The sequence below is a fragment of the Flavobacterium sp. W1B genome (genome assembly GCF_047344965.1).
Classification (GTDB): domain Bacteria; phylum Bacteroidota; class Bacteroidia; order Flavobacteriales; family Flavobacteriaceae; genus Flavobacterium.
The window spans coordinates 535424-556706 of the sequence record NZ_CP178845.1; the positions used below are offsets into that span (position 1 = coordinate 535424).

General features: G+C 36.8%; 18 protein-coding genes and 1 riboswitch. Of the genes, 1 reads left to right on the top strand and 17 read right to left on the bottom strand.

What is annotated here, in order from left to right; all coding sequences use genetic code 11:
- Positions 1-7 precede the first annotated feature (7 nt).
- The 5 genes from ACMDB5_RS02395 to ACMDB5_RS02415 all read right to left on the bottom strand — a co-directional run bounded on the left by ACMDB5_RS02395 (position 8) and on the right by ACMDB5_RS02415 (position 5364).
- On the bottom strand, positions 8-1090 hold the full coding sequence (locus tag ACMDB5_RS02395) for a chorismate mutase (protein ID WP_413999422.1): 1083 nt from the start codon (positions 1088-1090) through the stop codon (positions 8-10).
- A 59-nt stretch (positions 1091-1149) separates the two neighbouring features.
- Complete coding sequence (locus ACMDB5_RS02400; protein ID WP_413999423.1) at positions 1150-2007, bottom strand: prephenate dehydrogenase; 858 nt, start codon at positions 2005-2007, stop codon at positions 1150-1152.
- A 5-nt stretch (positions 2008-2012) separates the two neighbouring features.
- Positions 2013-3158: an aminotransferase class I/II-fold pyridoxal phosphate-dependent enzyme gene (locus tag ACMDB5_RS02405; RefSeq protein ID WP_413999424.1), complete on the bottom strand. Its 1146-nt coding sequence runs from the start codon at positions 3156-3158 to the stop codon at positions 2013-2015.
- A 67-nt stretch (positions 3159-3225) separates the two neighbouring features.
- Positions 3226-4053, bottom strand: coding sequence for a prephenate dehydratase (locus tag ACMDB5_RS02410; RefSeq protein ID WP_413999425.1), 828 nt, complete (start codon positions 4051-4053; stop codon positions 3226-3228).
- 387 nt (positions 4054-4440) lie between these two features.
- Entirely contained in the window at positions 4441-5364 is a 924-nt protein-coding gene (locus tag ACMDB5_RS02415; protein ID WP_413999426.1) for a M28 family metallopeptidase, read from the bottom strand.
- A 245-nt stretch (positions 5365-5609) separates the two neighbouring features.
- On the opposite strand from ACMDB5_RS02415, the gene gldA reads away from it, so the two are divergent.
- Positions 5610-6509: a gliding motility-associated ABC transporter ATP-binding subunit GldA gene (gene gldA / locus ACMDB5_RS02420; protein ID WP_413999427.1), complete on the top strand. Its 900-nt coding sequence runs from the start codon at positions 5610-5612 to the stop codon at positions 6507-6509.
- 101 nt (positions 6510-6610) lie between these two features.
- Here the strand turns inward: gldA and ACMDB5_RS02425 are convergent, their stop codons facing one another.
- From ACMDB5_RS02425 to ACMDB5_RS02480, 12 genes are all read right to left on the bottom strand, one after another.
- On the bottom strand, positions 6611-7108 hold the full coding sequence (locus tag ACMDB5_RS02425) for a hypothetical protein (protein WP_413999428.1): 498 nt from the start codon (positions 7106-7108) through the stop codon (positions 6611-6613).
- 110 nt (positions 7109-7218) lie between these two features.
- The gene (gene metF, locus ACMDB5_RS02430) at positions 7219-8175 is read right to left on the bottom strand and encodes a methylenetetrahydrofolate reductase [NAD(P)H] (RefSeq protein WP_413999429.1); all 957 of its coding nucleotides are present in this window, start codon (positions 8173-8175) and stop codon (positions 7219-7221) included.
- A 92-nt stretch (positions 8176-8267) separates the two neighbouring features.
- Entirely contained in the window at positions 8268-10949 is a 2682-nt protein-coding gene (gene metH / locus ACMDB5_RS02435; RefSeq protein ID WP_413999430.1) for a methionine synthase, read from the bottom strand.
- A gap of 128 nt (positions 10950-11077) precedes the next feature.
- On the bottom strand, positions 11078-12079 hold the full coding sequence (locus ACMDB5_RS02440) for a homocysteine S-methyltransferase family protein (RefSeq protein ID WP_413999431.1): 1002 nt from the start codon (positions 12077-12079) through the stop codon (positions 11078-11080).
- Between the two features lie 233 nt (positions 12080-12312).
- Positions 12313-12433, bottom strand: a riboswitch (SAM riboswitch).
- Between the two features lie 92 nt (positions 12434-12525).
- Complete coding sequence (locus ACMDB5_RS02445) at positions 12526-13578, bottom strand: NAD(P)/FAD-dependent oxidoreductase (protein ID WP_413999432.1); 1053 nt, start codon at positions 13576-13578, stop codon at positions 12526-12528.
- A gap of 102 nt (positions 13579-13680) precedes the next feature.
- Positions 13681-14262 (bottom strand): bifunctional precorrin-2 dehydrogenase/sirohydrochlorin ferrochelatase, encoded by a 582-nt coding sequence (locus tag ACMDB5_RS02450; protein WP_413999433.1) that lies wholly within the window; start codon positions 14260-14262, stop codon positions 13681-13683.
- On the bottom strand, positions 14249-15040 hold the full coding sequence (gene cobA, locus ACMDB5_RS02455; protein ID WP_413999434.1) for a uroporphyrinogen-III C-methyltransferase: 792 nt from the start codon (positions 15038-15040) through the stop codon (positions 14249-14251). Before cobA ends, ACMDB5_RS02450 begins: the two co-directional genes overlap by 14 nt.
- Complete coding sequence (locus ACMDB5_RS02460) at positions 15030-17123, bottom strand: nitrite reductase (protein ID WP_413999435.1); 2094 nt, start codon at positions 17121-17123, stop codon at positions 15030-15032. Before ACMDB5_RS02460 ends, cobA begins: the two co-directional genes overlap by 11 nt.
- 140 nt (positions 17124-17263) lie before the next feature.
- The gene (locus ACMDB5_RS02465) at positions 17264-18508 is read right to left on the bottom strand and encodes a sulfate adenylyltransferase subunit 1 (RefSeq protein WP_413999436.1); all 1245 of its coding nucleotides are present in this window, start codon (positions 18506-18508) and stop codon (positions 17264-17266) included.
- 144 nt (positions 18509-18652) lie between these two features.
- Complete coding sequence (cysD, locus tag ACMDB5_RS02470; RefSeq protein ID WP_413999437.1) at positions 18653-19552, bottom strand: sulfate adenylyltransferase subunit CysD; 900 nt, start codon at positions 19550-19552, stop codon at positions 18653-18655.
- Positions 19553-19618: 66 nt separating this feature from the next.
- Entirely contained in the window at positions 19619-20320 is a 702-nt protein-coding gene (locus tag ACMDB5_RS02475) for a phosphoadenylyl-sulfate reductase (RefSeq protein WP_413999438.1), read from the bottom strand.
- Positions 20320-21222 carry a sulfite exporter TauE/SafE family protein gene (locus ACMDB5_RS02480; RefSeq protein ID WP_413999439.1) on the bottom strand — a complete coding sequence of 301 codons (903 nt, stop codon included), beginning with the start codon at positions 21220-21222 and terminating at the stop codon, positions 20320-20322. Before ACMDB5_RS02480 ends, ACMDB5_RS02475 begins: the two co-directional genes overlap by 1 nt.
- Between the last annotated feature and the right edge of the window lie 61 nt (positions 21223-21283).

The following is a 21283-nucleotide window of genomic DNA, read 5'->3' on the forward strand; positions in this document are numbered from 1 at the left end:
TAATTTTTTAAGCGTTTACTATTTTTTCTTGATGACCAATACTTTCCTGGTGGATCGCTTTGAACATTCTAAGAACAAACTCTTCGGTCAAACCTCTTTTTTCTCCTTCAAGAATCATTTTTCCAAGAATTTCATTCCAACGTGTATTTTGAAGTACCGCAACGTTAGCGTCTTTTTTCACTTGACCAATTTCGTCAGCTACTTTCATACGCTTTCCTAATAAGTCTAATAAATTAGTATCCAAAACATCGATATTCGCTCTCAATTTTTTCATTTTTTGAGTGTACTCATCCGATACATCGTCTTGTTTTCTTACTCTCAAATCTTTGAAAATTTGTTTCAAAGCATCCGGCGTCACTTGTTGTGCTGCATCACTCCACGCATTATCAGGATCAGTATGTGTTTCGATGATCATACCGTCATAATTTAAATTCAATGCTTCCTGTGTTACTTCAAGAATCATATCTCTGTTACCAGTAATGTGAGATGGATCGATGATTAAAGGTAAATCAGGGAATTTATTTTGCAAGTCAATAGCAATTTGCCATTCTGGAATGTTTCTGTATTTTGTTTTTTCGTAAGTAGAAAAACCTCTGTGAATTACTCCTAATTTTTCGATTCCGGCGGCATGCAAACGCTCTACACCACCTAACCATAAAGCCATATCTGGATTTACTGGATTTTTTATCAAAACAATTTTATCTGTTCCTGCCAATGTATCTGCAATTTCCTGAACAGCAAACGGATTTGCAGTCGTACGCGCGCCAACCCATAAAACATCGATATCATATTCCAAAGCCAATTTACAGTGTGCAGCGGTAGCCACTTCGGTTCCCATTAGCAATCCGGTTTCTTCTTTGGCTTTTTTCAACCATTTCAATCCAATTTCTCCAACACCTTCAAATCCTCCCGGACGCGTTCTTGGCTTCCAGATTCCAGCTCTAAAGATACTTACATCCGAATCCTTCAATTCATGCGCAATTTTCAACACTTGTTCTTCTGTTTCAGCACTACAAGGACCAGCTATTACTAGAGGGTGAGTTAAATTGAAATCATTTAACCACGCTCTCATTTCTTTCTTATTTTCCATCTTTTAGTTTTTAGTTTATTTTTAAAATTTTTAGTTTATTTTTTTACGCGATAAGTATTTTATTTCTTAACGTTTATCCCGTTTAATATTTCTTTTATTTTATTGACGCTCTGCATTTCATTGTAAATCGCATCGTAATCTTCCTTTTCCAACAGTTCCTTGAACTTTGATAAATTAGAAATATACTCTTCCAATGTTTTCACAACCTGCTTCCTATTTTGTTTAAATATAGGCGTCCACATCGCCGGAGAACTTTTAGCCAGACGAACGGTACTTTCAAAACCCGAACCCGCCATATCAAAAATATCCTGCTCGTGTTTCTCCTTATCGATCACCGTTTTCCCAAGCATGAAAGAAGAAATATGGGACAAATGCGACACATAAGCGATATGCTTGTCATGCGATTTTGGATCCATATAACGTATTCTCATCCCGATTGATTTAAAAAGCTCCAATGCTTTTTCCTGTAACTTGAAAGTGGTTTTCTCCACCTCACAAATAATGTTCGTTTTCCCCTGAAACAATCCTTTTATCGCCGCCGACGGTCCCGAAAATTCCGTCCCTGCTATCGGATGCGTAGCAATAAAATTTCGCCTTTTCGGATGACTGGCAACCGCTTCGCAAATAGGCATTTTGGTAGAACCCACTTCAAAAACAATCGTGTTATCGCCAATTGCATCCAAAACGGTTGGCAAAACCACCATCGCAACATCTACCGGAACAGATACAATCACAAAATCAGCCGAAGCCAAATCCTCCATATTTCCGGCAACATCAACAACCCCTAAGGCAATCGCTTCCTGCAAATGACTTTCGTTACTGTCAATCCCACAAACTATTGCTTCCGGATGCAGCGATTTGATATCTAATGCCATCGAACCACCTATCAATCCTATTCCTATTATGTAAATTTTCATTTTAATTAAAATCTATCAATTGCTTCTTGTATCTTTTCTTCTTTTACACAAAGTGCAAATCGAATATAACCCTCTCCATTACTGCCAAAAATTGTTCCCGGTGTTATAAAAATAGATTTCTCATATAAAATCTGGTCGATGAACTTTTCTGCTGAAGTTATTCCTTCCGGTAATTTTGCCCAAACAAACAATCCTACACCTTCTTTATATACCTTACAATTTAATTTTTCGACCAATTGTTCCGTAAGAACTCGTCTTCTTTTATAAATTGCATTCATCGATTCAAACCAGGATTTATCACTATTTAATGCGGCAATCGCTCCTTTTTGGATCCCGAAAAACATTCCACTATCCATATTACTTTTCACCTTCAAAACCGCATCAATACAGGCAGCATTTCCTAAAACCATTCCAACTCTCCAACCCGCCATGTTGAAAGTTTTACTCAAGGAATTCAATTCTAGTGCTACTTCTTTTGCTCCTTCCACTTGCAACAAACTCATCGGATTGTCATTCAAAACAAAACTGTACGGATTGTCATTGATTAATAATATTTGGTGCTTTTTGGCGAAAGTCACCAACTTTGCAAACAGCTCCAAACTTCCTCTCGCTCCCGTTGGCATGTGCGGATAACCAATCCACATGATTTTCACTTTCGATAAATCTAATTTTTCCAAAGCCTCAAAATCAGGTTCCCAATTAGTGCTTTCTTTCAAATCATAATAAACAGGAACCGCTCCCACCAAATTTGTTACCGAAGTATAAGTCGGATATCCTGGATTTGGAATCAAAACATGATCGCCTTCATTCAAAAAAGCCAATGAAATGTGCATAATTCCTTCTTTCGAACCCATCAAAGGCAAAATCTCCGTATTTGGATTTAACACAACATCGAAATTATTTTTATAAAAATCAGCCATTCCCTGACGTAATTCCGGCAACCCTTGATAACTCTGATATTGGTGCGCATTCACATCTTGCATTGCCTCTTGAATCGCATCAATTACAGCTTTCGAAGGCTGTAAATCCGGGCTTCCAATACCCATATTGATTATTGGTTTACCTTCCGAAGCTAGCTGTCTTACTTCTCTCAATTTTGAGGAGAAATAATATTCTTCAATTATATCTAAACGTTTCGCTGTTGTAATCATGGTTTTATTTTAAAATCTTTCTGTATTCTTGTTCTGCCTTCTGAAATCTGCCTTCTCCTTTCTGGGTTTACTCTTTTGTGTTTTTATATTCTCCCAAAACTTTAAAATACTCCGCCATAATTATCAATAGTGATTTTGCTTTTGCATAATCTTCGTATTTTTCGAACGTAACATCCACAAAAAAGGAATATTTCCAAGGCGTTTCTATTTTTGGCAACGATTGAATTTTAGTTAAATTCAGCTTACAATCGCTCATTACATTCAAAACTGCAGCCAAACTTCCGCGTTTGTGATCCAATTCAAATTTGACCGAAGCTCTTCGGATTTCATTTTCCGGTACGAATGAATTTTCCTTTTTTATGATAACAAAACGAGTCATGTTATTTTTTATAGTTTGAATTTCCGGAGCCAAAATTTCTAAATCATACATTTCGGCAGCTGTTTTACTGGCAATTGCCGCGATGCCTTTTAGTTGCTTTTCTTGGATTCTTCGAGCCGTTTCGGCAGTATCTTTATCTTCAACCAATTTAATGTTGGGGTATTTTTTCAGGAATTCCATACATTGCAAAATAGCCATAGGATGCGAATGTACTTCTTGAATATCTTCTATTTTCTGACCTTTTAATGCCATTAAATTTTGGTGAATTCTTAAATAATGCTCTCCGATTATGTGCAAATTGTTTTTGTCAATCAAAGCATAATTTGGAATAATTGGCCCAGCGATAGAATTTTCAATCGCCATAACCGCCTGATCTGATTTGCCCGAAAGCAAGCTATCTACCAATTCTTCAAAGGACAAACACTCATCGACTATTACCTCTTGTTCATAATATTCTTGTGCCACCTGATGATGAAAAGACCCTTTTATTCCTTGTATTGCAACTTTATTATCCATTTTTGTAAAAATTAGGCAAAAAAAAATCCCGATTCACATCGGGATTGTATATTTATAATTATCAATTTAATTTTTGAATTAAATAACCATACGACAATCCCTACCCTGTTCCCAGAAGAAATAATAAGAATTGCTAAAATAAAATCGGTTATCCAACATTTTGTTTTGTGTTTTTTGAATCAAATTCTATGCGAATGTATAAATTATTTCCAGCTCACCAAAAAAAAAATTACTTTTTATGAAACAAAAAAAGAATTCTCGATAAAACTAGTTTTAAATTATACAATCATTAAAAATACCTTAATAAAATAACATATAAGCAGCTGCACAATAAGCAGTTTGAGCACTAAAAAACAATCCCAATACTTTTGTAAAAAAGATATCTTATTATTTTTTCACTCTTGAAGGCGTGTCTTCACCGCTAATAATACTCTGTGAACTAATGGCAATTGCCTTTATAATTTCGGTCATATTATCTAAATCCAGAGTCGATACTTCGTCACTCAATTTATGATAGTTTGCTTCTACATCCATTTTTGAGGTTGAAATAGTATGTGCTGGAACTCCTTGTGCGGCCAATCTCGCATTATCAGAACGATAAAAAAGCTGCTCTTTTGGGTATGGGTCCTGATAGAAGTTAAAATCGGTACCTTTTAAATTTTTCTGTAAAATAGTTCCGAAATCCGTTTTCTCAAAGCCGGTTATGTATGCCGAGTTTTTACCCCATTTGCTCTCCGTCCCGATCATTTCGATATTGAACATGGCGATCACTTTGTTAGGATCCATTTTTTCGGAGAAAAATTTGGCTCCAAAACCGCCTACTTCTTCTCCGGTAAAGGCCACAAAAATAATGGTTCTCTCATTTTGGTTCAATTCTTTAAAATATTTTGCCAATGCAATTACTGCCGTCGTCCCCGAAGCATCATCATTGGCTCCATTATAAATTTTATCTACCCCTTCTTTCTCCATTTCCAAATGGTCATAATGTGCCGAAAAGATAACATATTCATCCGCTTTTGATTTTCCGGGCAGTATTCCAATTACATTATTTGCTGCTTTTCCTTTTACATCAAATTCTTGACGAAAATTTTTCAAATCTTTAAAATAAGAAAGGTCAATTTTCTTGAATTCGTCTTCAATAAAAGCGGAAGCCAAATCAATTCCAGGCGAAAAAATAGCTCTTCCTTCCATTTTATCCGAAGCAAGTTCTGTCTCAATCCTAACAACTTCCTGGTTGTCGATCATTAATTTTTGTTGCGCCTGAGCGAAAAGTCCAAGAAAAAGGAACAATAAGATACTTTTGTTTTTCATAATTAGTTTGGTTTAGTTTAGTAGTTTCAAGCCACAAATGTATCTTTTTGGCTAATTACCAATGAATCTTTGGATTACTGTGACTATAAAATTGGTCGTAAATATATAAATCTAAATCCTAGTCTGCAATTTCAACTGTTTTTGAATAACTATTAATCAATGTTTTCAAAAAATCATGAATTGACAGCTGAAGAAACTACAAATCAATCCTTTTTCTGTTTACTTTTGCAACAAATAATTCGCCAATGTCAATAGAAGTAAATAACATTTCAAAAAGTTATGGTGCCCAAAAAGCACTTGACAACATTTCGTTTTCTGTAAATAAAGGAGAAATCGTTGGTTTCTTGGGGCCAAATGGAGCCGGAAAATCTACTTTGATGAAAATATTGACGACTTACATCAATGCCGATGAAGGTTCTGCAATGGTGAACGGACATGATGTAAACTCAGCCCCAAAAGCGGTTCAGCTCTCTATTGGCTATTTACCTGAACATAACCCACTGTATTTGGATTTGTACGTAAGGGAATATTTGGCTTTTAATGCCGATGTTTATAAAGTAGCTAAATCACGCATCGAAGAAGTGATTCAACTTACGGGTTTAACTGCCGAAAGCCATAAAAAAATAGGGCAACTATCCAAAGGATACCGCCAGCGCGTGGGGCTTGCCAACGCTTTATTGCACAATCCCGATGTTTTGATCCTGGATGAACCAACGACAGGTCTGGACCCAAACCAATTAATTGAAATACGAAATGTGATAAAAAACGCAGGAAAAGACAAAACCGTTTTTCTTTCCACACATATCATGCAGGAAGTAGAAGCTATTTGCGACCGTGTGATTATCATCAATAATGGTGTGATTGTAGCCGACAAAAAACTGGACAAATTAATCTCTGCCGACAAAGAGCAAGTAATTGAAGTGGAATTTGATTATAAAATTGAAGAACAGGTTATTTGCAAAATAGAAAATCTTACTTCCTATAAAAATACGCACGACATGATTTGGGAATTGACTTTTCTTGCCGATAAAGATATGCGTCCTGTAATATTTGATTTTGCCAATGCCAATGGCTTAAAAACCCTTCAACTCAATCAAAAAAATAAAAATCTCGAAGCAGTCTTTAGGGAAATTACCAAAAAATAACTTACGGAAGTAAATTTCAGATAAAAAGAAAAGCTCGTTGACCCATAAACTGGATTAAACGAGCTTTTTTATTTTAATAGCAATATCTATTGCTAAATTTATTAGCTTTTTGGCAAAGGAGCTCCTACTGCAATATCACATCTATGCCCGTCTTTTCCGTGTGGAGGATTCATCCCTTCTGGAGTTTCGGTATCAGCAGTACTTGTCGACAATAAGGCAGGAACCGGCTGTTGCACATTAATCTTTTGCGAAACCTGACCTGAAGCCGGAGTCGCTGTATTTGTTGCAGTTACCGGAGCAGCTTTTGAATTTAAAGGTGCACCAACCTGAATATCACAACGATGACCTGGTTGTCCATGTGCCGGATTCAATCCTTTAGCAACTGAAACAGGAGCTCCCGAATTCGTTTGCTGATTTCCAGCATTTACACCTTGTTGATCCACAGCTGTTGTTGCTGTTTGAGTCGCAACTGCAGGTGAAACATTTTGATAAAAAGGCACAACATTAGTCGAACTATTATTGATCTCTTTTTTGCTTTCCTCTTTACAAGAAGTCAACGCAATAAAAGAGGCAAAAATGAAGTAAAAATTAGATCTCATAATCGATTATTTATTTTTATTTAAATCAAATATAAGCCTTTAAAATACTCCTACAAAAAATTTAATTTAATTTTCACAAATCAGCTTAGCAAACAACAACTTACTATCTCCTAAAAAACCTGAGAAGCTATTTGGCGTATATTCTCCGATTTTCCCATAGAATAATAATGCAATACAGGAACACCAGCTGCCTTTAACTCTACTGATTGTTGAATTGCCCATTCTATTCCAACTTGCCTAATCTCTGCATTGTTTTTACAATGATCCACTGCGCGAATTAAATCTTCGGGTAAATCGATTCTAAAAATTTGCGGCAATATTTGTAAATGTTTTTGTATTGCAAGAGGTTTAATCCCCGGAATAATAGGAACCGTGATTCCCATTTCTCTGGCTTTAGCAACAAACTCAAAGTATTTAGCATTGTCAAAAAACATTTGGGTAACCACATAATCAGCTCCGGCATCTACTTTCTCTTTCAATCGTTTTAAGTCCGAAAGTAATGATGGTGACTCTAAATGTTTCTCCGGATAACCTGCCACACCAATACAAAAATCAGCCTTGTTATCAATATGCATCACATCGTGCAAATACTTGCCTTCATTCAATTGGTTAATTTGTTGTACCAAATCGACTGCGAAATTATTCCCTCCTTCTTTTGCCACAAAGGATTGCTCATCTTTCATCGCATCACCACGTAAAGCCATTACATTATTGATGCCTAAATAATGACAATCTACCAATAAATACTCGGTTTCCTCCTTTGTAAAACCACCGCAAAGCACGTGCGGAACGGTATCTACATCGTACTTATGTTTAATGGAAGCACAAATCCCCAAAGTTCCCGGACGCATTCTGGTTAGTTTTTTATCTAATAATCCATTGCCTTTATCAACATAAATATACTCCTCACGAGAAGTAGTTACATCAATAAATGGTGGCTTGAACTCCATCAACGGATCAATATTATCGTATAGCTCTTGAATGTTTTTCCCTTTTTGAGGCGGAATAATTTCGAAAGAAAATAATGTATTCCCTTTAGCTTCTTCTATATGCTGTGTAACTTTCATTCTGAATTATGAGTTATAAATTATAAGTTATGAGTTGAAAATCTGAATTCAATCCCGAAGCTTCGGGACATTAATCAACAATCATAAATCATTTAATCTGCAATATTTGGGTTCAACCATTTCATCGCTAAGTCAGTTGAAATACTTCTGCGTTTCGCGTAATCGATAACTTGATCCTCTTTTATTTTACCAAGACCAAAATACTTACTTTGCGGATTTCCAAAATAATATCCAGAAACCGAAGAAGCTGGCCACATCGCCATACTTTCAGTCAATGTTACCCCAATTTCTTCTTCCACATTTAACAGTTTCCAGATTGTTGGTTTCTCTAAATGGTCAGGACAAGCAGGATAACCCGGTGCTGGACGAATTCCTTTATAGGTTTCGGCAATCATATCCTCGGTACTTAAAGCTTCATCCGGAGAATAACCCCAAATGTCTTTTCTTATTCTTTCATGCAGGTATTCGGCAAAAGCCTCCGCGAAACGATCGGCCAATGCTTTGACCATTATCGAATTATAATCATCTAAATCCTTTTCGAATTCAGCCGCCCATTCGTCAACACCAAAACCGGTAGTTATACAAAACGCACCCATATAATCCGTTTTACCGGAATCTTTTGGAGCAATAAAATCAGACAAAGCAATATTTGGTGCTCCTTTTGTTTTTTGTGATTGTTGGCGTAATGTTAGGAATTTCTCCAAAACTTTTCCGTTTTCATCGCGCAACTCAATATCATCATCGTTAACTTGATTCGCTGGGAAAATACCGTAGATTCCTTTAGCGGTCAGTTTCTTTTCTTTCAAAATTACTTCCAACATCTCATTGGCATCCGCAAAAACAGAAGTTGCCTGTTCTCCTACCACTTCATCGGTAAGAATTGCCGGATATTTTCCGAACAATTCCCAAGTTCTAAAAAATGGCGTCCAGTCAATATAAGGAACCAAAACATCCAAATCGACTTCAATTGTTTTTGCTCCAATAAAATTAGGTTTCATTGGATTGTAATTTTCCCAATCCAACTGCAATTTATTTTTTCTTGCCTGTTCAATGGTCAGGAAATTTTTATCTCGAGAACGATTTAAAAAAGTCTCTCTAAAAGCATCATACTCTTCACGAATTGATGCGGTATATGTTTTTTTATCTGCATTCAATAAACTTCCGGCAACCGTTACAGCTCTCGAAGCATCATTAACATGAACTACTGTTTCTCTATATTGTGGGGCAATTTTCACGGCAGTGTGCGCCCGTGAAGTAGTAGCTCCACCAATCATTACCGGGATTTTTATATTTCGCTTGTCTAACTCTTTGGCCAAATAAACCATTTCGTCTAATGACGGAGTAATCAATCCGCTTAGACCAATAATATCTACATTATGCTCTATGGCAGCTGCGATAATTTTCTCTGGAGCAACCATTACGCCCAGATCTACAATCTCATAATTATTACAAGCCAAAACCACCGATACAATATTTTTTCCAATATCGTGTACATCGCCTTTTACCGTTGCCATAAGGATTTTTCCATTTCCTTGCTTGTCGCCAGCTTGCTTGCTCGCTTCAATAAACGGCAATAAATAAGCCACGGCTTTTTTCATCACACGAGCCGACTTTACCACTTGTGGCAAAAACATTTTTCCGGATCCAAATAAATCTCCTACGACATTCATCCCTGCCATCAAGTTGATCTCGATAACTTCGATTGGTTTTGTTGCAGCTAAGCGCGCTTCCTCTACATCTTCTTCTATAAATTGATCAATTCCTTTAACAAGTGCATGGGTAATACGCTCTTGAACTGTTCCCGAACGCCATTCTTGTACCGCTTTTTCATTTCCTTTAGCATCGCCTTTTACATTTTCGGCAAAATCCAATAACCTTTCTGTTGCGTCATCGCGTCTGTTCAGGATTACATCTTCAACATGTTCCAATAAATCCTTTGGAATCTCGTCGTAAATAGAAAGCATTTCCGGATTCACAATTCCCATCGTCATTCCATTTTGGATGGCGTGGTACAAGAAGACCGAGTGCATCGCTTCACGAACAACATCATTCCCTCTAAAAGAAAACGAAACATTACTCACGCCGCCACTAATATGCGCATGAGGAAGATTCTCTCTTACCCATTTTGTTCCTCTAAAGAAATCCAATGCATTCAGACGGTGCTCTTCCATACCTGTTGCTACAGGAAAAATATTCAAATCGAAAATAATATCTTGCGGAGCAAAACCTACTTTATTTACTAAAACATCATACGAACGCTGACAAATCTCTACTCTTCGTTCATAATTATCCGCTTGACCCACCTCATCAAAAGCCATCACAATAGCAGCCGCTCCATAACGCTTAATCAATTTAGCGTGTTGAATAAACTGTTCTTCTCCTTCTTTTAACGAAATCGAGTTTACGACACATTTTCCTTGCACAACTTTAAGACCCGCTTCGATAATTTCCCATTTTGAACTATCAATCATGATAGGAACTCTAGAAATATCCGGTTCAGCTGCGATTAAATTTAGGAATTTTGTCATTGCATATTCGCCATCAAGCATTCCTTCATCCATATTAATATCGATGATTTGGGCGCCTCCTTCAACTTGTTCTTTTGCAATGCTTAATGCTTCTTCGTATTTTTCTTCCTTAATTAATCTAAGGAATTTTCTAGATCCCGTTACATTTGTACGCTCCCCAACGTTTACAAAAACACTGTCAGGTGTAACAATCAGAGGTTCTAATCCTGATAAAACCAAATTCCTTCTTGCTTCCTTTTCTGCCATTTTTATTTATTTATAATCCTCCAAGATTTTAAAAATCTTAGTGGCTTAAGCTTTTTGTTATTTTTTGCTTCCACTTATTTTTTTTACAAGATTTTGAAACCCTTGTAAAAAACTAACAAATCAAATTATTACATTGTTGCTGTTGATACTCTTGGCTTATACTCCTTAGCAATATCAGCAATCAGCTTGATGTGCTCTGGTGTTGTTCCGCAACAACCACCGATGATGTTTATTAAATTATCGTCTAAATATTCCTTGATAAAAGCTTGCATTTGCTCTGGGGTTTCGTCGTATTCTCCAAAAGCATTTGGCAATCCTGCATTAGGATGCGCCGACACATTGAACGAGGTATTTTGCGACAAGGTTTGTAGATAAGGTTTCAACAAATCGGCTCCCAGGGCGCAATTAAAACCAACGCTCAACAAAGGAATATGCGAAACTGAAATCAAGAAAGCCTCCACCGTTTGTCCAGAAAGTGTTCTTCCCGAAGCATCAGTAATGGTTCCTGAAACCATGATTGGAATATCAATATTGCGTTCGTCCTTTACTTCTTCGATGGCGAAAAGCGCAGCTTTGGCGTTTAAGGTATCGAAAATAGTTTCCACCAATAACAAATCGCAACCGCCATCCATTAATGCTTCCACTTGTTGTTTGTAAGCGATACGCAAATCATCAAAAGTCACAGCTCGGTATCCTGGATCATTTACATCTGGCGACATACTCGCCGTTCTGTTTGTAGGTCCTACTGAACCAGCAACAAAACGAGGTTTCTCTGGATTTTTAGCTGTAAATTCATCTGCTACTTCACGAGCCAGTTTTGCCGATTCATAGTTCAGTTCATAAACCAAATCTTCCAAATGATAATCGGCCATACCAATTGTTGTTCCAGAGAAAGTATTGGTTTCTACAATATCTGCTCCTGCTTCAAAATAAGCGGCGTGAACTGCTTTGATGGCTTGTGGTTGGGTTAGTGACAACAAATCGTTGTTCCCTTTTAGAGAATGAGGAAAATCTTTGAATCGCTCTCCACGAAAATCTTCTTCCGAAAAATTGTAGCGTTGCAACATTGTTCCCATAGCTCCATCGAGCACGAGTATATTTTTTTTAATTGCTTCTTGAATTAATGCCATTTATTATTTTTTATAAATTTAAAATGCTCACTATAACCACTCTTTAGCCCTGATGGAAGCGGCATCCTTTTTATCCTGAATTTATTTCAGGATAAAAAGATACAGCGCACAGCAGGAAGCATATTGGCTAAAAATGCGCCAATTATTCGCTCATTTTACTAAAAAAATCAGCTAGCTAGTATATTGTAAGGTTGTCAAGAAAAGTTTTTGAGAAATACTGTAGAAGTATTCTTATGTTATCTATCTTATAGTTCTGTAATAAATTCAGAATAAAGTAGAATGTAGCACCTTCTTTAAAGATAAAGGGTTGCTAAGGTTTCATCGGGTCTTTCCCTCCGCCTTTCGTGATAACTTTCAATAAATATAGGAACAGTGCAAAGTAAAGACATAGCGCTAATACTTGCAAGTATTAGCGCTACATTTTTTAACTGGTTTATGGTAAGTTGTTAAACTATGGCTTTGACCACTGCTTTAGGAGCTTCTTTACGAGTCCCGTCAAATCCATCAACACCGCTTACTGTTGTGTATTTTAGTACATATTTCTTACCCGGATTGATGATTTGGTAAGCTGCTTGACACATAATTGTTGCTTCGTGGAAACCACAAAGGATCAATTTTAGTTTTCCTGGATAGGTATTTACATCTCCTATGGCAAAAATTCCCGGAATATTAGTTTGATAATCTAATGCATTATTTACTTTGATTGCATTTTTTTCGATTTCCAGTCCCCAGTTTCCAATAGGCCCTAATTTTGGTGTTAATCCAAAAAGTGGAATGAAATAATCGGTAGGAATTGTTCGCTGTGCGCCTTCTTCATCAACCACAACTGATTCTAGATGTTCTGCGCCGTTCAATCCAACTACTTCTCCTGGAGTAATCATTTTTATTTTTCCTGCATTTTTCAGTTCCTGTACTTTTTCGACAGAATCTAATGCACCTCTAAACTCATTTCTGCGGTGAATCAAAGTAACCTCAGAAGCAACATTCGACAAGAAAATACTCCAATCTAAAGCAGAATCCCCGCCTCCGGCGATTACGACTTTTTTGTCTCTGAATTTTTCCGGGTTTTTAATAAAGTATTTTATCCCTTTATCCTCATAAAATTCAATGTCTTCGATAAGTGGTTTTCTAGGTTCGAAGCTTCCCAATCCGCCTGCAATGGCAACAACCGGAGCGTGAAACTTTTTCCCTTTATTTGAAGTTACGATAAAACTCCCGTCTTCTTGTTTTTCAATGGTTTCGGCACGTTCTCCAAGGGTAAATCCCGGCTCGAACTGCTTAATTTGTTCCATTAAATTATCGACTAAATCTCCCGCCAATACTTCCGGAAAACCGGGAATATCGTAGATCGGTTTTTTTGGATATAACTCCGAAAGTTGTCCGCCTGCTTGTGGTAAGGCGTCTAATATATGGCATTTTAATTTTAATAATCCTGCTTCAAAAACGGCAAATAAACCAGTTGGACCGGCTCCTATTATAAGGATATCTGTTTTAATCATTTTTTTATTCTTTATGTAATTATTCTAAATTATCTGATTACAAATTAACGATTGATTTTTACTTCCTAAAATGATAATTATCATTCGCTAGTTTTGGCTGTATTATTCTTTATTCTTTAATGACTCCGTAATTTCATTCATTTTCTGAACTTTCTCTTCAAAATTCCCTTTTAGGGTTTTGCGATAGTCATTTAAATTTTCGACCATTTTATTTATATCCTCCGGAATCACTTCTTCAAAAAACTCACGCAATCTCTTGGCTGTTGTAGGTGATTTCCCATTGGTTGAAATGGCAATTTTTACATTCCCTTTGGTTACGATTCCACCCAAATAATAATCGCATAAATCTGGTGTATCTGCTATATTACAAATCAAATGCCTTTTTCGGGACAGATCATAAATCCTTTTATTCACTTTTAAATCATCGGTACAGGCAATAACCAGATGCCGTTTTTTTAGCATTTTTTTCTTGAACTTTGCTTTAGTCAATTGTACCGAAGGATGTTTTGCGACCAAGTCTTCTAATTCCGGCAAAAACTTTGGCGCAACTACCTCAACATTTGCATTGGGACTGGACTTTAGCATGAAAGATAATTTTTCCAATCCTACGTTTCCCCCGCCTACAATGAGTACGTTGAGTTGGTGTAATTTTAAAAATATCGGATACAACTCATTCCTTTCCATACGCCAGCACCTTATGATTTGATTTTAATTCTTTATAAAAACCAATCCTTTTCTTACTGTCACCCACTACTTCCCCAATAACGATGATTGCCGGTGAACTTAAATTATTCTCTGCCACGACTCTCTGGATTGTATCTATAGTTCCAATTCCTACTTTTTCCTCCGGCGTTGTTCCGTTTTGAATTATCGCTACAGGAATTTCTCCTTTGGATTCTTTTTGGAATAAAGCCACAATTTCCGCCAATTTACTCATTCCCATCAAAATCACCACAGTTGCGGTAGATTGAGCCGCTAAAGCTACATCTGTTGACAATTTTCGCGCAGAAGTTGTTCCTGTGATTACCCAAAAACTCTCCGAAATTCCTCTTTTTGTCAATGAAATTCCTTGAGAAGCTGGAACCGCAATCGAAGATGAAATTCCAGGCACTACAAAGGTAGGGATTCCAAAACTTTCTACGAATTCTATTTCTTCACTTCCTCTTCCAAAAATAAACGGATCTCCGCCTTTCAACCGAACCACATTCCCGTAAGTAAGTGCATTATCTACAATCAATTGGTTGATTTCGTCTTGTGTATAAGCATGACAGCCTTTTCTTTTTCCAACAAATATTTTCAACGCTTTTTTAGGAGCAAAAGACAATAACTCGTCATTAGCCAAAGCATCGTACAAAACCACATTGGCTTCCGCCAAAGCTTTTGCTCCTTTGATGGTAAGCAAATCCGGATCTCCAGGACCGGCGCCTACCAAAGTAACTTGAGGTTCTATTTTATTTATCATCTTTTAGGTCTTTGGCTCTGAATGCTTCTATCGTATCAAAAAAAGTGATTGCTTCTTGAATATACTTTGTAGCGAACTCCTGAGATGGTTCATTTTTATTAATTTGGAATACTAAATCCTTTAAGGTAGATTGCAATGGAATTTTATTTGTTGCCACAAAAACGGTATCAAACAAATCAATTATTCCCGCTTGATGATTCGTTTTTTGGTTTTCCGAAAGCAACAAGGCTTTGGAGCCGTTTACAAAACCGGCATAGGCATGATAAATCGCATCCGACCATTTTTTGTCTTCGAAAGCCTCTTGTGCGAAAGTCAATTTGTCTTTGGCTTCTAACAATAAGGTAGCCACAAGATCAATTACAACACCGGCACATTCTCCAACACCAACCGCTTTCACGTAATTATCTGCATTTCCCCAATCCACGAAATCGGCTTCGGTAAGATTAGTCACATCAGCTAAAGGTTTCAAAAACTCGTAAAAGTATTTTTCTCCTTTGGCATCATAATAATCCAAAAAGGATTGTCCGTTTGCATTTTCTTCAAAATCATTTAAGATAAAACGCAAAGCATCTGGTCCTCTTCTGCTAGGGATTTTGATCACTTTGTCCGAAAATCGTCCTTGTCCGTTTCCTAAATTCCCACCGCCCAACAACACCTGAAGCGCTGGCGCAACCAGTTTTCCGGCATTGATAGACATTCCCTGAAAACCAATTTCGGCCATATTATGTTGACCGCAGGCGTTCATACAGCCACTAATTTTAATCGTAATTTCTTTATTATTGCTGTATTGCGGGTATTCCGTTTCCAGTACTCTTTCCAGTTCTGCCGCGATTCCTGTGCTGCTTGCAATACCAAGATTACAGGTATCTGTTCCTGGACAAGCCGTAATATCTGCGGTACTGTTATATCCTAAAGCTACAAAATCTAATTTGGCTAATTCCTGGTAGAAAAACTCCAGATTTTCCTCTTTTACATTTCGTATTAAAATATCTTGTCTTAGCGTAAAACGCAATTCATTTGCCGCATAATTTTTGATTAAATCAGCCAATGCTCTGGCTTTATCTGTATAAAAATCACCCAATAAAACTTTGATTCCGATCGCTACATAACCAGCTTGTTTTTGCGCAATCACATTCGACTTTTTCCAAGCATCGAAAGCGGCTATATCTTCAATAGTCACTTCTGGCGCTGCCAACAAAGGTTCTGGAATTGGACCATCAAAAGCAGTCGTGTCGATTTCAACCACTTGGTGTGACAAAGCTAATTTTTCTTCTTCGACCAATTTTAAAAATTCGTCACGACCAATATCTTTAATCAAGAATTTCATTCGTGCTTTTAATCTTTTAGCTCTTTCACCAAAACGATCAAATATTCTTAAAACTCCTTCGGCTGTCGGGATAATTTGATTAACCGGAATAAATTCCGACAATAATTCGGCATGACTAGGCTGCGAACCCAATCCGCCACCCAACATTACTTTAAACCCTCTTTCGCCATTTACAATTCTAGGAATGAAGCCTAAATCATGCAAATAACTCAAAGCAGTATCTTTATCCGAAGAAGAAAATGAGATTTTAAATTTACGTCCCATCTCCTGGCAAACCGGATTTCTCAAGAAAAATTGAAACATGGCATGTGCATAAGGCGAAACATCAAAAGGTTCGTCAACATCGATTCCTGCTGTTTCGCTGGCCGTAATATTTCTTACTGTATTTCCACAAGCTTCCCTTAAGGTAACATCGTCTTTCTCTAAATTAGCCCATAATTCAGGTGTTCTGTCTAAACTCACATAGTGAATTTGAATATCCTGACGCGTTGTAATGTGCAAACGACCAGTAGAATATTCATCCGAAACTTTAGTGATGCGATTTAATTGCTCGCTGGTCACTTTCCCGAAAGGCAATTTGATACGTATCATTTGCACGCCTTCCTGACGCTGTCCGTAGACACCACGCGCTAAACGAAGGCTACGAAAACGTTCATCATCTATTTTTCCTTCTTTGAATAAACGAATTTTTCTCTCTAAATCGATGATGTCTTTTTCGACAATCGGGTTTTCTATTTCGGTTCTAAAACTTTGCATGATCTGTGTATGTTTTTCCTCCCCCCGACCCCCTCCGAAGGAGGGGGAGACTTAGCGGAGATCGATTCTTTTTTTTAAAATCAGATTTATTTTGGCTCCCTCCTCTTCGGGGAGTCCCGAAGCGTCGGGAGGAGTGGGGATTATTTTATAAAACCAACTCCTGCGGTTGTATTGGTTGCGACATCAATTAAAATAAAAGCTCCGTTTGATTTATTGTCATTATAGGCGTCAAAATACAAGGCTTTGCTTAATTTAATTGTTACTTCTCCAATTTCGTTAATAGCTAATTGAGTCGCTGGATTTGTACCTGAATAATCGGTAGCGATTACGTTTTTTACGCTTTCAATTTTTGCCAAAACTCTATTGGTATTATGCTGAATCAAATATTTTGTTCCGGCAACGAGCTTTTTACTGTCCATCCAGCAAATTGTTGTTGTGATGTCTTTTTCGATTCTAGGAAGTTCATCCGATTTTACAATCATATCTCCTCTGGTCACATTAATGTCATTTTCCAATTCGATTGTGATTGAAGAACCGGCTGCAGCTTCGTCAAATTGTTTATCAAAAAAATGAATCTTGCTGACTTTAGATTCCGTCAAAGATGGAAGAACCGTTACCGCATCGCCCACTTTAATATTGTCACCGTATAATTTACCGGCATAACCTCTAAAGTCGTGGTATTCCTCTGTTTTTGGCCTGATAACCGTTTGAACCGGGAAACGCGCCTGCCCTTTTTCGTACACATCTGTTGGCTCTAATTCTTCTAAATGTTCCAAAACCGTTTGTCCTGTGTACCAAGGCATGTTTCCTGATCTGTCAGCTACATTTCCTCCATTAATGGCGCTCAAAGGAATGTAACTCACATTTTGTTCTTTGAAAGAACTTTTACTGTTTAATTCCTGAAAATCGGCTTTGATTTTATTGAATACTTCTTCCGAATAATCAACCAAATCCATTTTGTTTACAGCAACAATCACTTCTTTTACGCGCAATAAATTATTGATAAAAAAGTGACGATAGGTTTGCTCAATCACTCCTTTTCTGGCGTCAATCAAGATAATTGAAACCTGTGAAGTTGAAGCTCCCGTAACCATGTTTCTGGTATATTCTACGTGACCCGGAGTATCGGCAATAATGTAACTTTTCTTTGCAGTCGAAAAATAAATATGCGCCACATCTATCGTAATTCCTTGTTCTCTCTCGGCAACCAAACCATCAGTAGCCAAAGAAAAATCAAGATAATCGTATCCTTTTTGTTTACTACTCTTCTCTATTGCTTCAATTTTATCTGTTGTCAATGATTTTGTATCGTACAATAATCTCCCGATCAAAGTACTTTTTCCATCATCTACACTTCCTGCTGTTGCTATTTTTAAAACTTCCATTCTTTTTTTGTTTAAAGTTTAAGGTTTCCAAAAACACCTTATGTAAACTTCTAAATTTGATTTTTTTATTTTAAATGTTGAATTTTAAATTTTAAATGTCTCGGAACAATTCATAACTTATAATTCATAACTTATAATTGTTTTCTAAAAGTATCCTTGTTGTTTTCTTTTCTCCATGGCCGCCTCCGAACGTTTATCATCAATTCGGGCTCCTCTTTCAGAAATGGTAGAAGACCTGATTTCGCCAACTACTTCTTGAATCGTTGCAGCATAAGAATCGACCGCCGCCGTACAGCTCATGTCTCCAACAGTTCTAAAGCGAACAATTCTTTCTTCGATTTCTTCATCTTCTTCCTGATACACAAAAGGAGAATGTGACCAGATTAAGCCGTCTCGCATAAATACTTTTCGTTTGTGTGAAAAATAAATCGATGGAATTTCGATTTTTTCTTGTTCGATATAACTCCAAACATCTAATTCGGTCCAGTTTGAAATCGGGAAAACACGTACATTTTGCCCATTTTCAATTTTTCCATTCAAAATATCAAACAATTCCGGACGTTGGTTTTTTTCATCCCATTGACCAAAATCATCACGTACCGAAAAAATACGCTCTTTGGCTCTTGCTTTTTCTTCATCACGACGTGCGCCGCCAATACAAGCATCAAACTTAAATTCTTCGATAGCATCCAAAAGTGTTGTTGTTTGCAAACTGTTTCTGCTCGAATATTTCCCTGATTCTTCGATTACTTTTCCTTCATCGATAGCATCCTGAACATTACGAACGATTAATTCTAATCCCAATTCTTCTACCAATTTATCTCTAAATGCAATGGTTTCCGGAAAATTATGTCCCGTATCAACATGCAAAAGAGGAAAAGGAATTTTTGCAGGAAAGAATGCTTTTTGCGCCAATCTCACTAAAGTAATCGAATCTTTACCTCCAGAAAAAAGCAAAACCGGTTTGTCAAACTGAGAAATTACTTCTCTAAATATATATATCGCTTCGCTTTCTAAAGCGTTTGTTTTAACTATTGTACTCATTATTATTTGGTAATTTGTTTATTTGTCTATTCGGTTAAACGACCAAACAGATAAACGATTAAACTATTATTTTTGGTGCAAACCGCACTCTTTATGACTAGATTCCCATGACCATCTTCCCGCTCTTATATCTTCTCCCGGAGCAATCGCCCTAGTACAAGGAGCACAACCTATACTTACAAAACCTTGTTTATGAAGCGCATTTTGCGGCACATTATTATCATCAATATATTTTTGAACTTTCTCTAAAGTCCATTTTAACAATGGATTGAATTTTATGATTTTAAAATGAGCATCGTATTCAAACAAATCCAAACTATTTCTGTTTTCCGATTGTTCCGCTCTTAAACCCGTAATCCAAACTTCGTTTCCTTTCAAAGCTTTGGTCAACGGTGCCACTTTTCGAATAAAACAACATTCTTTTCTGTTTTCAACAGATTCATAAAAACTGTTTGGTCCTTTCGTATTCAATAAATTTTCTACCGCCACGGCTTCCGGAAAATAAACTTTGATTGCCGTTTTATACTTTTTCAGCGTCTTATGAAAAACATCATAAGTCTCCTGAAACATTCGACCTGTATCTAAAGTAAAAATATTGATTGGCAAATCGTTTTTCGCGATAAGCGCTGTGATTACTTGGTCTTCTTGTCCGAACGAAGTCGAAAAAACCACTTTGTTTTTATACTCATTAGCCAAAAATGAAAGCGTTTCTTCAATGGAAAACCCTTTCGTTTTTTCTAATAAAGTATTTACTAATGCTGTACTCATTATAATAATTTAGATAATGTTCTTAAACTCAAAATAATAATTAAAACTCCCACCAAAATCATCATCGGTTGTCTTTTGATTTTATTAACCAATAAAGCGGCAATAGGAGCAGCGATCACGCCTCCCAAAATCAACCCGATAATTACCTGCCAACCTTGGATTCCTCCAAAAATCATAAAGGTGATTCCGCTGGCAAAAGAAACTGCAAATTCAGCAGCATTTACGGAACCAATTGTATATCTTGGATTTCTACCTCGTCCTAGCAATGTAGATGTTACGATTGGGCCCCAACCGCCTCCGCCAACTGAATCCATAAAACCTCCGAAAGAAGCTAAAATGCCCAATTTCTTGGTTTTCTTTTTTATAATATTTTTTTGCATTGCTTTTCTAATAATAATACAAGCCAAAGCAATCATATAAACCGCAATAAAAGGCTTAATTACATCGCCATCAATTACATCAGATAATAAATACGCTCCGGTTATAGAACCTAAAACGCCCGGAATCAATAAATGCCTTACTAATTTTTTATTGATGTTTCCAAATTTATGATGTGAAATAGCCGATACTCCAGTGGTAAACATTTCTGCTACGTGAACCCCCGTGCTACTAACAACTGGTGGAACTCCATAAGCCAATAAAAAAGAGGTTGATGTTGCACCATAACCCATTCCTAAAGTCCCATCAACTAACTGAGCAAAAACACCAATCATGAAAAAGACTAAAAACTCCTGATTGAATCCATTTAAAAAACCATTCCAAGAAAATTCCGAATGGTGATTATACACTAAAGTAAATATTAACCCTACTAACAAAACAACAGGGATAATAACCCACAAACGCTCTGAAAAAGTGATTTCCTGTTTTACCGCAATACTATTTTTATTTACTTCCGAATTCATCTTAAATTATTTTTTCAACAAAAATCTATTACCCTATCGGCTTTATAGATTAAAAGGCAAA

What these genes read in the sequence shown, in the direction of transcription:
- metF (WP_413999429.1), bottom strand. Translation starts at nt 8,175, where the DNA reads ATGAAAGTTACACAGCATATAGAAGAAGCTAAAGGGAATACATTATTT.
- ACMDB5_RS02395 (WP_413999422.1), bottom strand. Translation starts at nt 1,090, where the DNA reads ATGGAAAATAAGAAAGAAATGAGAGCGTGGTTAAATGATTTCAATTTA.
- ACMDB5_RS02415 (WP_413999426.1), bottom strand. Translation starts at nt 5,364, where the DNA reads ATGAAAAACAAAAGTATCTTATTGTTCCTTTTTCTTGGACTTTTCGCT.
- gldA (WP_413999427.1), top strand. Translation starts at nt 5,610, where the DNA reads ATGTCAATAGAAGTAAATAACATTTCAAAAAGTTATGGTGCCCAAAAA.
- ACMDB5_RS02465 (WP_413999436.1), bottom strand. Translation starts at nt 18,508, where the DNA reads ATGGAAGTTTTAAAAATAGCAACAGCAGGAAGTGTAGATGATGGAAAA.
- ACMDB5_RS02425 (WP_413999428.1), bottom strand. Translation starts at nt 7,108, where the DNA reads ATGAGATCTAATTTTTACTTCATTTTTGCCTCTTTTATTGCGTTGACT.
- ACMDB5_RS02450 (WP_413999433.1), bottom strand. Translation starts at nt 14,262, where the DNA reads ATGGAAAGGAATGAGTTGTATCCGATATTTTTAAAATTACACCAACTC.
- ACMDB5_RS02440 (WP_413999431.1), bottom strand. Translation starts at nt 12,079, where the DNA reads ATGGCATTAATTCAAGAAGCAATTAAAAAAAATATACTCGTGCTCGAT.
- cysD (WP_413999437.1), bottom strand. Translation starts at nt 19,552, where the DNA reads ATGAGTACAATAGTTAAAACAAACGCTTTAGAAAGCGAAGCGATATAT.
- ACMDB5_RS02410 (WP_413999425.1), bottom strand. Translation starts at nt 4,053, where the DNA reads ATGGATAATAAAGTTGCAATACAAGGAATAAAAGGGTCTTTTCATCAT.
- ACMDB5_RS02480 (WP_413999439.1), bottom strand. Translation starts at nt 21,222, where the DNA reads ATGAATTCGGAAGTAAATAAAAATAGTATTGCGGTAAAACAGGAAATC.
- ACMDB5_RS02460 (WP_413999435.1), bottom strand. Translation starts at nt 17,123, where the DNA reads ATGCAAAGTTTTAGAACCGAAATAGAAAACCCGATTGTCGAAAAAGAC.
- ACMDB5_RS02400 (WP_413999423.1), bottom strand. Translation starts at nt 2,007, where the DNA reads ATGAAAATTTACATAATAGGAATAGGATTGATAGGTGGTTCGATGGCA.
- ACMDB5_RS02405 (WP_413999424.1), bottom strand. Translation starts at nt 3,158, where the DNA reads ATGATTACAACAGCGAAACGTTTAGATATAATTGAAGAATATTATTTC.
- ACMDB5_RS02475 (WP_413999438.1), bottom strand. Translation starts at nt 20,320, where the DNA reads ATGAGTACAGCATTAGTAAATACTTTATTAGAAAAAACGAAAGGGTTT.
- ACMDB5_RS02445 (WP_413999432.1), bottom strand. Translation starts at nt 13,578, where the DNA reads ATGATTAAAACAGATATCCTTATAATAGGAGCCGGTCCAACTGGTTTA.
- cobA (WP_413999434.1), bottom strand. Translation starts at nt 15,040, where the DNA reads ATGATAAATAAAATAGAACCTCAAGTTACTTTGGTAGGCGCCGGTCCT.
- metH (WP_413999430.1), bottom strand. Translation starts at nt 10,949, where the DNA reads ATGGCAGAAAAGGAAGCAAGAAGGAATTTGGTTTTATCAGGATTAGAA.